General features: G+C 64.0%; 14 protein-coding genes. 9 read left to right on the top strand and 5 right to left on the bottom strand.

Annotated features, from left to right (window positions below):
- Nucleotides 1-96: 96 nt before the first annotated feature.
- The 8 genes from EEB12_RS14590 to cysC all read left to right on the top strand — a co-directional run bounded on the left by EEB12_RS14590 (nucleotide 97) and on the right by cysC (nucleotide 7,188).
- Entirely contained in the window at nucleotides 97-750 is a 654-nt protein-coding gene (locus EEB12_RS14590) for a DUF6474 family protein (protein WP_003944178.1), read from the top strand.
- Between the two features lie 14 nt (nucleotides 751-764).
- Complete coding sequence (locus tag EEB12_RS14595; protein WP_019746333.1) at nucleotides 765-1,280, top strand: hypothetical protein; 516 nt, start codon at nucleotides 765-767, stop codon at nucleotides 1,278-1,280.
- A 52-nt stretch (nucleotides 1,281-1,332) separates the two neighbouring features.
- A complete protein-coding gene (locus tag EEB12_RS14600) occupies nucleotides 1,333-2,001 on the top strand; it encodes a YcnI family protein (RefSeq protein ID WP_020905708.1) in 669 nt (222 codons plus the stop codon).
- Nucleotides 2,001-2,519: a copper resistance protein CopC gene (locus tag EEB12_RS14605; RefSeq protein ID WP_029254160.1), complete on the top strand. Its 519-nt coding sequence runs from the start codon at nucleotides 2,001-2,003 to the stop codon at nucleotides 2,517-2,519. The genes EEB12_RS14600 and EEB12_RS14605 overlap by 1 nt, the downstream gene beginning before the upstream one ends.
- Before the next feature lie 4 nt (nucleotides 2,520-2,523).
- Entirely contained in the window at nucleotides 2,524-3,465 is a 942-nt protein-coding gene (locus EEB12_RS14610; protein ID WP_141487997.1) for a copper resistance D family protein, read from the top strand.
- Between the two features lie 122 nt (nucleotides 3,466-3,587).
- The gene (gene stf0 / locus EEB12_RS14615; RefSeq protein WP_019746329.1) at nucleotides 3,588-4,397 is read left to right on the top strand and encodes a trehalose 2-sulfotransferase; all 810 of its coding nucleotides are present in this window, start codon (nucleotides 3,588-3,590) and stop codon (nucleotides 4,395-4,397) included.
- On the top strand, nucleotides 4,394-5,308 hold the full coding sequence (cysD, locus tag EEB12_RS14620; protein ID WP_019746328.1) for a sulfate adenylyltransferase subunit CysD: 915 nt from the start codon (nucleotides 4,394-4,396) through the stop codon (nucleotides 5,306-5,308). Before stf0 ends, cysD begins: the two co-directional genes overlap by 4 nt.
- Complete coding sequence (cysC, locus tag EEB12_RS14625) at nucleotides 5,308-7,188, top strand: adenylyl-sulfate kinase (RefSeq protein WP_084325545.1); 1,881 nt, start codon at nucleotides 5,308-5,310, stop codon at nucleotides 7,186-7,188. Before cysD ends, cysC begins: the two co-directional genes overlap by 1 nt.
- Here the strand turns inward: cysC and EEB12_RS14630 are convergent.
- From EEB12_RS14630 to EEB12_RS14645, 4 genes are read right to left on the bottom strand one after another with little or no spacing between them, the layout of a single operon-like run.
- Entirely contained in the window at nucleotides 7,185-8,555 is a 1,371-nt protein-coding gene (locus EEB12_RS14630; protein WP_020905704.1) for a sulfatase, read from the bottom strand. The two genes, cysC and EEB12_RS14630, sit on opposite strands and share 4 nt — an antisense overlap.
- A 56-nt stretch (nucleotides 8,556-8,611) precedes the next feature.
- Nucleotides 8,612-11,809: a carboxyl transferase domain-containing protein gene (locus EEB12_RS14635; RefSeq protein WP_141487998.1), complete on the bottom strand. Its 3,198-nt coding sequence runs from the start codon at nucleotides 11,807-11,809 to the stop codon at nucleotides 8,612-8,614.
- On the bottom strand, nucleotides 11,806-13,503 hold the full coding sequence (locus EEB12_RS14640; protein ID WP_141487999.1) for an AMP-binding protein: 1,698 nt from the start codon (nucleotides 13,501-13,503) through the stop codon (nucleotides 11,806-11,808). Before EEB12_RS14640 ends, EEB12_RS14635 begins: the two co-directional genes overlap by 4 nt.
- A gap of 25 nt (nucleotides 13,504-13,528) precedes the next feature.
- Nucleotides 13,529-14,164 (bottom strand): TetR/AcrR family transcriptional regulator, encoded by a 636-nt coding sequence (locus tag EEB12_RS14645; RefSeq protein ID WP_141488000.1) that lies wholly within the window; start codon nucleotides 14,162-14,164, stop codon nucleotides 13,529-13,531.
- A gap of 1 nt (nucleotide 14,165) precedes the next feature.
- Between EEB12_RS14645 and EEB12_RS14650 the strand changes: the two genes are divergently transcribed.
- Nucleotides 14,166-14,345 (top strand): hypothetical protein, encoded by a 180-nt coding sequence (locus EEB12_RS14650; RefSeq protein ID WP_141488001.1) that lies wholly within the window; start codon nucleotides 14,166-14,168, stop codon nucleotides 14,343-14,345.
- Nucleotide 14,346: 1 nt separating this feature from the next.
- On the opposite strand, the gene EEB12_RS14655 is transcribed toward EEB12_RS14650, so the two are convergent.
- Nucleotides 14,347-14,934, bottom strand: a complete 588-nt coding sequence (locus EEB12_RS14655) for a DinB family protein (RefSeq protein WP_141488002.1) — start codon at nucleotides 14,932-14,934, stop codon at nucleotides 14,347-14,349.

The raw sequence follows: 14,934 nt of genomic DNA on the forward strand, positions 1-14,934 counted from the left end.
GAACACACGATGACGAAGATTATGTGCTCCCCTAGGCTGAAGCCGAAGCGCAGGTACCTGGCAACACACAAACACCTGGAAACGGGGTCCTTTTCGATGGGGTTGTTCAAGAAGCGAAAGTCTCGTGCCACCCGCAAGGCGGAGGCAAAGGCTCTCAAGCACAAGGCTGAGGTCGAGGCGAAGCTCAACGCCAAGAGCCAGCGTAAGCGCGACAAGGTCGAGACCAAGTCGCTCAAGAAGCTGGAGAAAGCCGAGATCGAGTCACAGCACAAGATCGAAAAGGCGCAGATCGCGACCCTGAAGGCGCAGGAGAAAGCCGCTGCGAATCAGGGCCTGACTGTCGCCAAGGTGCGTAAGTACCTGGGTGTGGCACGTCTGCTTGCCCCCGTTCTCCTGCCGATCGCCTACCGCGCTGCAACGGCTGTGCGCGCCCAGCTCGACACCACGCGCGCGCAGAAGATGGGCATCGCCGTCGACCAGCTCGGTGACTACACCGGTCACGGCGCGAAGTTGAGCGCTCGTATCGCCGGCGCCGAGAGCTCGGTCACCGAGATCCTCAGCCGCAAGCCCGACGATGCGGAGACGCAGCGTTTTGCCGCCGCCATCCGTGAGCGCCTCGGCGATCTCAGCACGGCAGTTCGCGCTGCCGAGCAGATGCCGCAGGCTCGCCGTAAGGCAGCTCACCAGGCAATTTCTTCCGAACTCGACGGCGTCGAAGCAGATCTGCTCGCACGTCTCGGCGTGCGCTAGACCTGAGAACGCCAGTGAGAGCAGCCGAGCAGACCGCGACCCTCCGGGGGATATCTGTCGGTTCCGCTTCGGCTGCTCTCGCTGTCGCCGCGCATGGAATCGGCGGAGGCGAGCTGCCACAGTCGTCGTCGCTGACCCTGCTGCTCGCCGTCTGCGCAACCGTCGGCGCCGTGACGGCCACCCTTCCCGCCCTCTCCCGGGGGCCCGCTGCCCTGATCGTGGCGCTTGGCCTGGGTCAGCTTGCCGCCCACACCACCATGACGCTCTCCGAGCACGCTCATTCGCCCGCTCCGGGATTGGTGATGCTCGGTGCTCACGCCGGTGCCACCGTCGCCTGTGCGGTGGCGGTCCTGGCCGCCGAGCGCCTCTACCGCGTTGTCACCCACGCTCTTCACGTCGTCCTGGCGTCCCTGGCTCCCGCCGCCGTCACTTCCCGCGGCCACACCGTCTCGACCGGAATCCATCACGGACCCGTCGACGCCCTTCTTCGCGCCAGCATCTCGCGGCGCGGTCCTCCTGCCCTGGTCTGAAGATTCGTAGAACTCCCCACCCCTTCACCAGACCAAGAGGACACTTCCCGACATGAAGAACACCCTGATTTCGCGTGCGGTTGTCACGACCGTCGCTACCGGCAGCGCTGTGCTGCTGGCCGCCGGAATTGCTTCAGCACACGTCAGCGTCGTCGCACCAGGAGCTACGCAGGGCGGATACTCCGTTCTCACGTTCCGCGTGCCCACCGAATCCGACACCGCTTCGACCACCAAGCTGACGGTGGCCCTCCCCGACCTCAAGTCGGCACGCACCGAACCGATGCCCGGTTGGACCGCCGTCGTCGAGAAGGACCCCACCTCGCTGGTCGCGAAGTCCGTGACCTGGACGGCCGACCCCGGCGTCGGAATCGCCCCCGGCCAGTTCCAGCAGTTCGTCCTTTCCGCCGGCCCGCTGCCGGAGCAGGAAGAGGTCGAGTTCAAGGCCGTGCAGACGTACAGCGACGGCAACGTCGTCAACTGGGATCAGGAAGAACTTGCCGACGGCAGCGAGCCGGACAAGCCCGCGCCGACGCTGACTCTCGCCGCATCCACCGGCGATGCTCACGGAGCGCCTGCTGCCGACAACACTGCCGAGACGTCCGCTGCTTCCGAATCTTCTTCGTCAGACAACACCGCGCGCTGGCTCGGCGGCGTCGGCCTGGTGCTCGGCGCCTTGGGCGCTGCACTCGGCCTCGGCGCACTGGTCAGGAGCAAGCGCTGATGAGTACCCGGATCAAGGTCATCACCGTCGGCATGCTCGCGATGCTGGCCACGATGCTCGGAATGGGCACGGCCAGTGCGCACTCCGCGGTTGTCGGCTCCAACCCGGAAAACGGCGCGTCCATTCAGGTTGCGCCTGACAAGGTTTCGGTCACGTTCAACGAGGCTCTGCAGGCGCAGTTCGCGGCACTGACGGTCACCGGCCCGGACGGCAACCTCTGGACCAAGAGCGATCCGTCCGTCGAAGGACCCACTGTCAGTGCAGACCTCGGCGATCTCGGGCCGACCGGCGTCTACACCATCGCGTACCGAGTCACTTCCGCCGACGGTCACCCCGTCAACGGAACTCTGACCTTCACCCTCACCGAGGCGGGGTCGGGCACTCCCGGCGCTGCCGCTGCGTCGAGTACGGGTGAGTCGGAGTCCGGCAGCATGCCGGTGTGGATCTTCATCGTCGCCGGCGTCGTCGTGTTCGGCGGTGCGCTGTTCTTCGTGCTGCGTAAGCCGAAGTCGAGCTGATCGCGTGACGGGTACGGCAAACAGGTGGTGGTTGCTGTTTGCCGTACCCACAGCTCTGCTGGGAGTCCTCATCGCCTGGGGCCTCGCGAGCCCGTCGGGACCCGAATCGTCGAGCACTGTCCGCGTTCTCGCGATCGGATGCGGCTCGTTGACGCTCGGCATCGCGACGCTTGCCTGGATGGGCCGCAGTGAACGCCGCCCGGCAACAACCCCCGCGATCATGTGGACTCAGCTCACCGCGGCGGCAGCGGTTTGGCTCGTCGCCGAGATCACGCTCCTCGTGCTCAATGCCGCAGCGGCAGACGGCGTCCCGGTCACCTCACTGACCATCGGGCACTTCGGCGCATTCGTCTCCGAGGTCAACGTCGGCCGCGTCGGTGTCGCGATCATCGCGTGCGCGTTTGCCGTGGTCTGTTACGGCATCTACGGGTTCACCAATCCCGAGGCGGTGCCCGTCGCACCGGCATTGGTCGTCTCCGCGTTGGCGCTCGCCGCCCGCCCGATCACCGGGCACATGGCGCAGCAGAGCTTCGGATCGATCCTCGACGCCGTTCACGTCCTCGCTGCGGCCTTGTGGTTCGGCGTGCTCGCCGCACTCGCGCTTGCCGTACCGTCGCGCGGTGCCTGGGCGATCTGGTTGCCCAGGTACTCCGCCCTCGCCTGGCGATGCGTCCTCGCGTTGGTCGTCACCGGTATCGTCAACGCCGTCGTGCGACTCGACTCGCTCTCCGCCTTCTACGACACCGCTTACGGCCGGGTGATCCTCGCCAAGATCGTGGCGATCGCAATGCTCGTCGCGCTGGGATGGTGGTGGCGCCGGACATGGGTGGTCGCAAGTGCTGCACACCGCATGAGTTCGGACGGATCCCTGCGCCGCGCCATCGGTGAAGTTGTCTTCATGGCCATCGCATTCGGGCTCGCCGCGGCCCTTGCGACAACTGCGTAAGACGTGCCTCAGCACAAGATTCCGTGACCCGCACATTTAACGTTTCACGTCGAGATTTAACCTCTACGTGAGTTTATTTTCCCAGCTTGCGGCGGTTTCCGGCCACCCTTAGCGTTGCTCGCATGACGGAGGCCCAACGCTCGTTTCTCGTCTGCGCTTCGCAGCGCAGTGGCAGTACTTTGCTGGTCGAATCCCTGCGAGCAACAGGGGTCGCGGGTGAGCCGGAAGAGTTCTTCCAGTACCTCCCCGAGACCTCGCGTTCGCCGCAACCGAGGCAGTGGTTCGAAGACGTCACGGACGAGTCCGTCTTGGGGCTGCTCGCCCCGTTCCACCCGGGTACGCCGGACACCCGCACCTCCGAGCAGTGGCGCACACAACTTCTCGAACTCGGCCGAACACCCAACGGAGTCTGGGGCGGCAAGCTGATGTGGAATCAGACACCGCTCCTGCTCGATCGCGCAGCCGGATTGCCGTGGCGCAGTGGGACAGATCTACGTTCCGCACTCCACGACACTCTCGATCACGACCTGCAGTTCATCCACGTCTATCGAGAAGATGTTGTCGCTCAGGCTGTATCGATGTGGCGAGCCGTGCAGACGCAGGTCTGGCGCGACGACGCGACCCCACCGAATCTCTCGGACGGTGCGCAGTACAACGCGCTCGGAATCGCACACCTGGTGACGATTCTCGGTGAGCAGGAACGACAGTGGAAGCGCTGGTTCGAGGAAGAGGACATCTCCCCCATCGAGATCGGGTTCCGCGATCTCACCGAAGACCCGCAGTCCGTGGTCGCAAAAACCCTCATTTCCCTCGGTCTCGACGGACAACTGGCCCCACCACCGCCGCTGCGTCGTCAGAGCGACGGACGCTCCCGCGAATGGGTGCAGCGTTATCGCATCGACGCAGAACAGAACGGATACCCCGTCACATGAGCACCGTCACCGATGTCGTCGACGAACTCCGAGTTCTCGAATCCGAAGCGGTTCACATCATTCGAGAGGTGGTGGCAGAACTCGAAAGACCGGTACTGCTCTTCTCGGCCGGCAAGGACTCGATAGTCCTGCTTCGACTCGCCGAGAAGGCGTTTCGACCCTCCCCACTCCCTTTCCCGGTCCTACACGTCGACACCGGTCACAATTTCGAGGAAGTCATCGAATTTCGCGACCGCCGAATCAAGGAGGGCGGGCACACACTTCTGGTTGCTTCCGTTCAGGATTCGATCGACCAGGGTCGAGTGCAGGAGTCGACCGAGACCAGCGGATCGCGAAACCGCCTGCAGACCAGAACTCTGCTCGACGCTCTCGAAGGCGGGCGATTCGACGCCGCATTCGGCGGCGCCCGCCGGGACGAGGAACGCGCGCGAGCCAAGGAACGAGTCCTCAGCTTCCGTGACGAGTTCGGCCAGTGGGACCCTCGGGCGCAACGGGCCGAACCGTGGTCGCTCTACAACGGTCGGATCAGACGCGGAGAGTCCGTTCGTGTCTTCCCGCTGAGCAACTGGACAGAACTCGACATCTGGCGCTACATAGCCCAGGAGGAACTGGAACTGCCGCCCATCTATTTCGCGCACGAACGGCGGGTATTCGAGCGCGACGGAATGCTCCTCGCTGCTTCGGAATTCAGCACCGACGCCGAGAACGCCGCGGCAACGACCGAGTGGGTGCGATATCGAACCGTCGGCGATCTGACCATCACCGGCGCCGTTCGATCGCACGCCACCACCATCGACGACGTCGTCACCGAGATCTCGGCCGCGACGGTTTCCGAACGAGGCGAGACTCGCGCAGACGACCGAACCTCGGTCGCCGCGATGGAAGACCGAAAGCGTGAGGGCTACTTCTGATGACCACCACCATCACTCGCCAACTCCTGCGGCTGGCCACGGCGGGTAGCGTCGACGACGGCAAGAGCACGCTGATCGGCCGACTGTTGCACGACACCGACAGTCTGCCAACCGATCACCTCGATTCCGTGACCGACGAGCACGGTGTCGCCGACCTGGCTGCACTCTCCGACGGATTGCGCGCCGAGCGTGAACAGGGCATCACAATCGACGTCGCGTACCGATTCTTCTCCACTCCGACCAGAAGTTACGTACTTGCCGACACCCCGGGACACGAGCGCTACACGCGCAACATGTTCACCGGCGCGTCCAACGCTCACGTAGCGGTCCTGCTGGTCGACGCGAGAACCGGCGTGCTGCGTCAGACGCGTCGGCATGCCAGAATCGCAGCGCTACTGGGTGTTCCGAACCTTGTGGCCGTGGTGAACAAGATCGATCTGGTGGGCTTCGACGAAGCGAGATTCGCGCAGGTACAGGAAGAATTGCGGGTATTGGCACGCCAGCTCGGGCGAGGCGACGTACTTGCCATCCCCGTCTCCGCGAAAGCCGGCGACAATGTCGTGACCCGCTCGGAGAACACCGAGTGGTACAACGGGCCGACACTTCTCGAATATCTCGAAGGCGTCGAACTCCATGCGCCCGCGACCCACATCGAGGAACTTCGGCTTCCCGTGCAGTGGGTTTCGCGCCCCGATCCGCAGAATCGGCGCCGGTACACCGGCCGAATCTCGGCGGGCACACTGAGCGTCGGAGACGAGGTAGTGGTACTGCCGTCCGGATCGAAGAGCACCGTGATCAGCCTGGACACCCTCGACGACAACCGCAGTACTGCCGTTGCACCACTGTCGGTTTCGGTGGAACTGGCCGACGACATCGACGTCGGACGTGGCGACGTTCTGGTCAGCGGCGGTGCGCAGGCCCATTTGCCGGTTCTGGCCCGAGAACTCGAAGCCACGATCTGCTGGTTGTCGAACACTCCACTGCGAGCCGGCGATCGGATAGCGCTCAAACATACTTCCCGGACCGTGCGCGCGACCGTTCAAGAACTGCACACCCGACTCGACCCCGAGACGCTCGACGAGCAGGACAGCCCAGTCGAACTGGGGCTCAACGACATCGGAACGGTCACGCTCCGAACCAGTTCCGTGGTGGTCGCCGATACCTACGACCACAATCGGGACTCCGGCGCTTTCATTCTGATCGACGAGCAGAGCAACGACACCGTCGGCGCCGGCACCATTCTCGAACCACGCGTTGTCGTTCCCGGTGAGCAGACCCGCAACGACATCAAGTGGCATCCGTCTTCACTCGAACGTCAGCGGCGGTGGGCGTCGACGACCCAGAAGGGCGCGACGATCTGGTTGACCGGCCTGCCTGCCTCCGGAAAATCCACCGTCGCTGTGGCTGTCGAACGTGCGCTGGTCGACGCGGGACGAACCGCGTATCTCCTGGACGGTGACAACGTCCGCCACGGTATCTCCGACGATCTCGGGTTCTCGCCGGGAGACCGGGCCGAGAACATCCGGCGCGTCGGACATCTCACTCGACTGTTCGCCGACGCCGGCGTCGTGGCCATCGCGTCGATGGTCTCACCGCTGCGTTCGGATCGAGCAATTGCGCGTGCTCTCAACGAAGCTGCCGGGCTCACCTTCCTCGAAGTTGCCGTCACCACTCCCGTCGAAGAATGCGAACGCCGAGATCCCAAGGGCCTGTACGCGCGTGCGCGGGCCGGTGAACTGAAGGGGCTCACCGGAATCGACGCACCGTACGAGACTCCGGAGGACCCGGACCTGGCTTTCGACACGACAGGCGCTGACATCAACGAACTGGTCGGGCGGGTCATCGCATTGTTGGAGGAGCGCGAAGCCGCCAGGCCTTAGGGGTTTTCGGTGTCCGACTCGAGGTAACCGCGGTCCGCACTGTAGGCGGACCGCACGTTGGGTCGGACACCGATCTTCTCGAGGTACGCCGCCATGCGATGCACCGCCATCGCGCTTCCCAATGCCTCGTCCGGGAGACGATCATCCGTTTCGGCGCGCCACGTGTGAAGCTGCGAGGACAATTCCGCCTGTATTGCCGAGACTTCCGGTCGATCGATCAGATTGATCTTCTCATCGGGGTCGGCACGGAGGTCGTACAGCTCCCGGGGTGCGCGTACCGCCAGATGCTCGGTGCCGAGCGCCTTTCCGGAAAGACTGTCCTCGATGTCGAGCGGTAGATCCAGAGCGGGGCGGACGGCGTAGTTCTCGATGTAGCTGTAGTCCTTGGTGCGCACCGCGCGAATGGGATCGAAACTGTCGTGAAAGGTCTTCTCCGTGAACAAGGAGGTCCGGACGGGTTCGGACGGCTCGGTTCCACGATCGACGAGGGCATCGGCGTGCGAGCGCCCTTCCACCTCGGTGGGGACATCGATACCGAGGAGATCGAGAATGGTCGGAACAAGATCCACACCGCTGAACAGTGTCTCGTATTCCTTTCCGCCACTGCGATACCGAGCCGGAGGCCGAGCGATCAACGCAATGCCGGTGCCGGGGGCGTAGAGCGTCGACTTGGCACGTGGGAACGCGGCGCCGTGATCGGTGAGGAAGAAGACCCACGTGTTCTCGTCGAGCCCCTCTTCCTCGAGCGTCCCGAGCAGATCACCCACCGCGGCGTCCGCTACCTCTACGCTGCCGTGGAATTCGGCCAGGTCCTCGCGTACCTGCGGCACGTCGGGAAGATATCCGGGAACCTCCAGCGCTGCGGTGTCCGCCGGGGTATAGCGATCGGCCGGGTACGGCCGATGCGTTTCGAAGAACCCCGTGGTGAGAAGGAAAGGCTCGGGCGGGAAGCGTCGTAGCCAGTTCTGGGCACGCGGAACCACGTAGTCGCAGAACGAGTTCGTGACGTCGTACTCGTGATAGCCAAGCCGCTTCGGGTACGCAGTCTCGTGCTGCATGCCGAAGAGCGAGGTGTACCAACCGTTGTCGGAGAGGATCTGCGGAAGCGTCTGCACCTCAGCGTGGTACTCCCAGCCGTGGTGCGCCAACCCGATCAGACCGTTGTTGTGCGGATACCTGCCCGAGAAGAGAGAACCGCGCGAAGGTGAGCACAGCGGCGCCGTCGCGTGTGCGTCGGTGAACCGTATGCCCTCTGCCGCCAGCCGGTCCAGGTTGGGGCTGTTGACCCCGGCGACACCGTAACTCGCGAGGTGTCGGCCCAGGTCGTGCCAATGAATGATCAGGACGTTATCTCGCGCAGCCGACACGTGGGCAAGGCTAGTTGCCCTGCCCACGTGCGGCAACAGCTCGAATCAGCAGGATCTCAACTGTTTCTGCCGAGCTGCCTGATCCAGGCGCGGGTGTCGGCGGGATCGATGACATCGTCCAGTTCGAACGTGGTGGCCGCCATCAATGCCTTGCCCTGTGCGTAGGCCAGTTCCACGAACTGACCGAACAGAGTTTCCCGAGCCTCCGGGTCTTCGACGGATTCGAGTTCCTTACGGAAACCGAGGCGCACGGCACCTTCCAGACCCATCGGCCCGATCTCGCCGGTCGGCCACGCCACCGTGAACTCGGGTGCGTGGAAGGAACCACCGGCCATCGCCATGGCGCCCAACCCGTAACCCTTGCGCAGGATGATCGTTCCGAACGGCACCGTGAGGCGAGCACCGGCTACGAAGAACCGGCCGAACCTTCGGACCGTCGCCTCCTCCTCCGAGTCCGGACCCACCATGAATCCCGGTGTGTCACAAAGGGTCACCAGAGGGATGCGGTGCGCTTCGAGCAGTTCCAGGAAATCCGAAGCCTTGTCCGAGGCTTCCGCGTCTATCGCTCCGCCGAGATGCTCGCTGCTGTTCGCCAGCACACCGTACGGAACTCCTTCGACACGAACGAGTGCCGTCACTACACCGCGACCGTAATCTCGACGCAGTTCCAGGACGCTGTCGACGTCCGCGATCGCCTCGATCGCTCCACGAACGTCGTACGAGCGCAGGCGATTCTCCGGGACCACGTGCCGGGAGAGCCGCGGATCCGGAGCCGTCCACGCCTGGCTCGCGCCCTGGAAGTAGCCGAGGTACTGCTTGGCCAGCGCCACCGCATGAGCGTCGTCGTCAGCCACCAGGTGTACGACGCCGTTACGGCGCTGCACGTCGATGGGGCCGATGTCCTCGGGGCGGAAGTTTCCGAGCCCGCCGCCCTCGACCATGGCAGGGCCGCCCATGCCGATGTTGGCGTCGGGCGTCGCGATCAGTACATCGCAGGCACCGGCCAGGGCCGCGTTGCCCGCGAAGCAGCGGCCGGACACGACAGCGACCATGGGTACGCGGCCGCTCAGCGCCGCCATCGCGCGGAAGGTCCCCAGCTCGAGGCCCGCCCCGGCGCCGGCGTCGGTGTCACCGGGGCGACCGCCGCCACCTTCCGCGAACAGCACTACCGGAACTCGCTTGCGATCGGCGATCTCGAGCAGGCGGTCGGTCTTGGCGTGATTGCGCATGCCCTGGGTACCGGCCAGCACCGAGTAGTCGTACGAGATCACGACGCTCTCGCCGCCGCTGATGGTCGCCACTCCGCCGATCAGTCCGTCGGCGGGTGTGTTGGCGATCAGGTCTTCCTCGCTGCGCCGACTGCGCTGCGCAGCCAGTGCGAGAGCGCCGTACTCGACCAGGCTGTCGTCGTCGACCAGGTCGTAGACGTTCTCGCGAGCAGTCCGCCGCCCCAGCTTGTGGCGTTTCGCCACTGCCGCGGGCCGTGCCGCGTCGAGAGTCACCTCGTGGCGAGCGATGATTTCGGCGAGGTCCGGACGTACGTCGTCGAGGTCCACCTCGTCGACCTCGGCGAGCTTCGACGCCGCGCTTGCGCTACGGACGACGAGCAACGGTTCGCCCGCACTCACCGATCTCCCCGGTGACGACAGGACCCGGACCACTTCGAGGTCACCGGGCGCCGAGAGAACATGCTGCATTTTCATCGCTTCGAGGACGGCAACCTGGCCACCCGCATGGACGCCGTCACCGACTGCGGCAAGTTCGACGACGATTCCCGCCATCTGTGCACGGACCACGTCCTCGTCCGGCGCGATGTCCACACTCGCGGAGGGTGTTTGTGGGCCCGCTTCGGGAACGAGGTCCGCCAATCGAGAACCCAACCAGTCGACGTCGACCAGGCCGTCGCGGAAGTCCTTGTCCGACAGTATTGCCTGCAGGAATTCGAGGTTGGTCGCCACGCCGTCGATGGTGAACTCACTCAGAGCAGCAATCGACTTACGCACAGCGGCAGGAAAATCCGATCGACGCGTGTGGGTGACGACCTTCGCCAGCAGCGAATCGTAACGCGCACTCGGCGAGAGTCCGACCGTACCGAAGGTGTCCACTCGCACGCCGGGCCCGCCCGGAGGACTGAAGTTGTCGAGCGTGCCGGACGACGGCAGCGCATTGCCGTCCGGCGTCATGGTTTCCATGTTGACGCGGGTCTGGATCGCGATTCCCGAAGCGTTTGCCACGGATCCGACTGTCTCCGAGCCCTTCTCGACAGCGATGATCCCTGTTGGCAAGTCCAGGTCCTCGAACGGAACTCCGTCCGCGATCGCGAGCTGCACGGAGACGAGGTCGACTCCGGTGACCTCCTCGGTCACCGTGTGCTCCACCTGAATTCGGGGATTGACCTCGAGGAAGACGAATCCGCGTTCCTCGACCAGGAACTCGACCGTCGCGATGCCTCGATAGCCGACCTCGGCGCACAGCCTTGCGGCCGCAGCGTGAAGACGCTCGCGCAGGGCCCCCGACAGCCCCTGCGCGGGCGCAACCTCGATCAACTTCTGATGCCGACGTTGGACGCTGCAATCACGGTCACCCAGAGCGATCGCGTGGGTTCCGCCTTGCCCCGGCGCCGCCACGATCTGCACTTCGATGTGCCGAGCGTGCTCACTGAGTACCTCGGCGAACAGTGCCGAACTGCCGAATCCCGACTGGGCTTCGGCCGCACACACACGGTACGCGTCGTCGAGCGCTTTCAGGTCGCGCACCGCGCGCATGCCGCGGCCACCGCCGCCGCTGAGCGCCTTGATCATGATGCCGCGGGAGTTGCGCTCGAAGAATTCACGCACCTCGTCGAGGTCGGCGTTCGCCGATGTCGACGGCAGGACCGGTACGCCGGAGTCGACCGCCGCAGTGCGGGCGCTGGCCTTGTCGCCGAAAGTCCGGAGAACCTGGGCGTCCGGGCCGACGAAGACGATGCCCGCCTCGGTACACGCCTGCGCGAATTCGGCATTCTCACTGAGGAATCCGTAACCCGGGTGCACGTGCGTGGCGCCCGTTTCGGCCGCGATCTTCAGCAGTGCGCTCTGATCGAGATACGCGGATGCGCCCGAAGCTCCGAGCGGCAACGACTCCGTGGCCGCCGCGACGTGCGGACTGGACGCGTCGTCCTCGGCGTAAACCGACACCGTCTCGATCCCGAGTTCGCGGGCAGTTCGAATGATCCGCAGCGCAATCTCGCCGCGGTTCGCAATCAGCAGTCTCACTTGTCCCCCTGAGTGCGCTCGAACAGATCGCCCTTGCGCACCTTTCCTGTTGCAGTCATCGGAAGCGCCTCGAGCACTTCCACTTCGGGCACCTTGTACGTAGCCATGTTCTCCTTGGCCCACGAGACGATCTCATCGGCCGCGGTGTCGGAACCCTCGACCAGCTGGACAAACGCAAAAGCCACCTGCCCCTTGTCCTGGTCCGGTTTCGGTACCACCGCAGCCTTTTCGATCGCCGGGTGCAGCATCAGCAGCGCTTCGACCTCGGAGGGGAAAACACTCATGCCGTTGGTCTTGATCATTTCCTTGTTTCGCGCCAGGTAGTGCAAACCACCACGCTCACTGAACTTTCCGACATCGCCGGTCTGCAACCAGCCGTCACGGATGGCATCGGCGGTGGCAACCTCGTTGCGGTAGTACGCGGAAAGGATCGACGGACTGCGCACGATGATCTGTCCGTGCTCGCCGACGGGAACCGGCCTGCCGTCGTGATCGACGATCAGAACGTCGGTACCGGGCACCGGAATTCCGCAGAACACCGGCTCGCTTTTCAGGTCGTAGTCGCCGTCCTGGAAACCGAGAGTGATCGTGTCCGCGGTGTGGGTTTCGGTCATGCCGTAGCTCGCTTCGCGCAGAACACCGCCGGTAGCCTCGCGCCACCGCTGGCGCGTGGCCGGATCGAGTTTGAGAACAAACGAGACTGCCATGGCGTTCTGGAGTGTCGAGAGATTTCGCTCCGAGAACCCTGATGTGTCCATCAGTTCGACGTAATTGTCGACGGTTCCGACCAGCGAGGTCACACCGTAGGTCTCGACCGCGTCGAGCGTGGTCTCCGCATCCCAACGATTCAGCAGGACAACGGTTCCGCCGTTGACGAGCGGAACCAGAATGCCGAAGTCCTCACCCGCGATCCAGAAGATCGGCAGAAACACCAGAGATACCGGCGGATTGGCACCCACCTGGTCACCACCGGCAATCGTCGCGGTGGCCGCGGTGTAAACCATGTGACGCTGAGTGTGCTCACAACCCTTGGGCATTCCCGTCGTTCCGCCCGTGTAGTTCAGGGCGGCGAGGGAATCGAGTTCGGTGGCAACGGGAGTCGCCCGCTCACTGGTGATGATCGACTGCCAGTCGCTCAGGCGCGGATCGTCGACCTCGAAGGGCAGTTCGACGGTGGGGATCGCAGTCAGCATGTCCGATACTGCGGTCTTCGCGACGTGTTCGAGTGAAGTCTGTGAGCGAACCTTCTTCACCAGCTTCGAGAAAGTGTTCTGCGTCAGTAGGACCTTGACGCCGGCATCGTTGAGTTCGTGAATCAATTCGTGTTCACGGAAGAGCGGATTGATAGGCACGTGAACCGCACCGACCTTGAGAATGCCGAGCATCGCGATGTGGAACTGCGGGCAATTGACCAGGTGAACGCCGACACGATCACCTCGTTCGACTCCGAGTGAAAGCAGCCATCCGGCAAAACGATCCGAAAGCTCGTCGTACTCGGCGTACGTGATGACGCGGCCGTAGAAGACGATTGCGGGAGTATCCGGCCGCTCGAGCGCCCAATGCCGCAAGTAGTCGACAAGTCCCCCGCCTTCGAGCGGATACTCGACGGCGCGGGGAATCCCGGCGGGCCAATGCGCCTGCTGCAGCGCAGTGATTTCCGCCAGAGCCGCTTCGAGCACGTCTTGTTCTGCCACCAATCACTCCATTCGTAAAAGAAATCTATTTCGACTCTTCGAACCCGATCAACCGTTCGGACATCGTCGTCATATCTGCAATGAACTGGTTCTGCTCTTCGACACTCGCCTTACTCAGTCGTGCTCCACCGGCCATCTGTGCGTCCGAGATCATCTGAACGAGCACCGGGGGCGAAACGCAGGGATCTACATCGTGAACCTGTCGAATACGTTCGACGAAGCGTACGTAGCGGCTCACGAGCTTTTCGCGAACTGCTGACCAACTGCGCTCGACCTCGGAATCCACCCGCGCCCGGTGCTCGATCACCGCGAGCAGGTCCCCGTAGGTGTACACGGCCGTGATGAACGCCGACGTGGTCGTTCTGAGAACTTCGCGTAGATCGTCGGCCGCTGGCCCCTCCATGTGCTGCGCGTCGAGAAAGCGTCGGCACATCATTTCGGCGACGGCACGGAAGACCTCGTCCTTCGACGAGAAGTACGCATAGAAGGTCGCTCGGGACACATCGGCCCTGGTGGTGATGGTCTCGACGGTCACGGCGTCGTATCCGAGTTCGCCGAAACAGAGGGCAGCGGTGTCGAGCAGGCCGGCCCGACGTGGACCGTCCCCGAGCTTGCGGGCTGTCCGCGCTCGCTCCTGCGTTTCGCTGGTGGTCACCGTCACAGTGTGTGTTGACGTTGACGTCAATGTCAAGAATTGCGGCATCCTCGCCGCCGTTCTCCTCGGCTCAGTCGCGAAGATGGGCGAGAAGAAAATCGTCTCCCGGATCACCCGTGGGGCCGGCGACATGGTCGGCCCCGCGATCGTTGTCGTGGTGATCGGTGCGGCGCCGGTATTCGAGTAGTTCAGGCGTGGTGGGCCTCGCGTGCCGCCGTCTCCAGACGGTCGTTGTACTCGGCCCACCACGCCTCATCACCGGGAGCCAGATTGTTGGCGCCCGCTTTCATCCCCGCGGCGCCGTCGATCAGCTCCCGCACGATGTCCGCGTGGCCGGCGTGCCGATGAATCTCGGCGACAACGTGAACGAGTATCTGATGCAACGTGACGTCCCGCCGATTCTCCGGCCAGGGCTTCACGAAGCCGGGGGCATCCAGATCGTTCTCTTCGATCGTGACATCGGCGAAAGCCCAGGTGCGGCGATAGGTTTCGACGATGTCGGCACTGGACTCATCGGCGCGGGCCCACATGTCGACGTTGAGTTCCTCCGAACGCAACCACGCCGGTAGATCGGGAACCCGACGGCCGAACGTCGGACCGAAATACCCGAGCTCGACGCCGATCATGTGTTTGACCAGTCCCAACAAGTTGGTCCCTGTCCGGGTCATCGGACGCCGAATGTCATACTCCGACAGCCCGTCGAGCTTCCAGACGAGCGCGTCACGTGCTGCCTGCAGGTACCGCTGAAGATCTTCCTTTTCCGAGTTGGTGGTCAT

The sequence above is a fragment of the Rhodococcus sp. WS1 genome, assembly GCF_003797745.1.
Taxonomy (GTDB): Bacteria; Actinomycetota; Actinomycetes; order Mycobacteriales; family Mycobacteriaceae; genus Rhodococcus_F; species Rhodococcus_F erythropolis.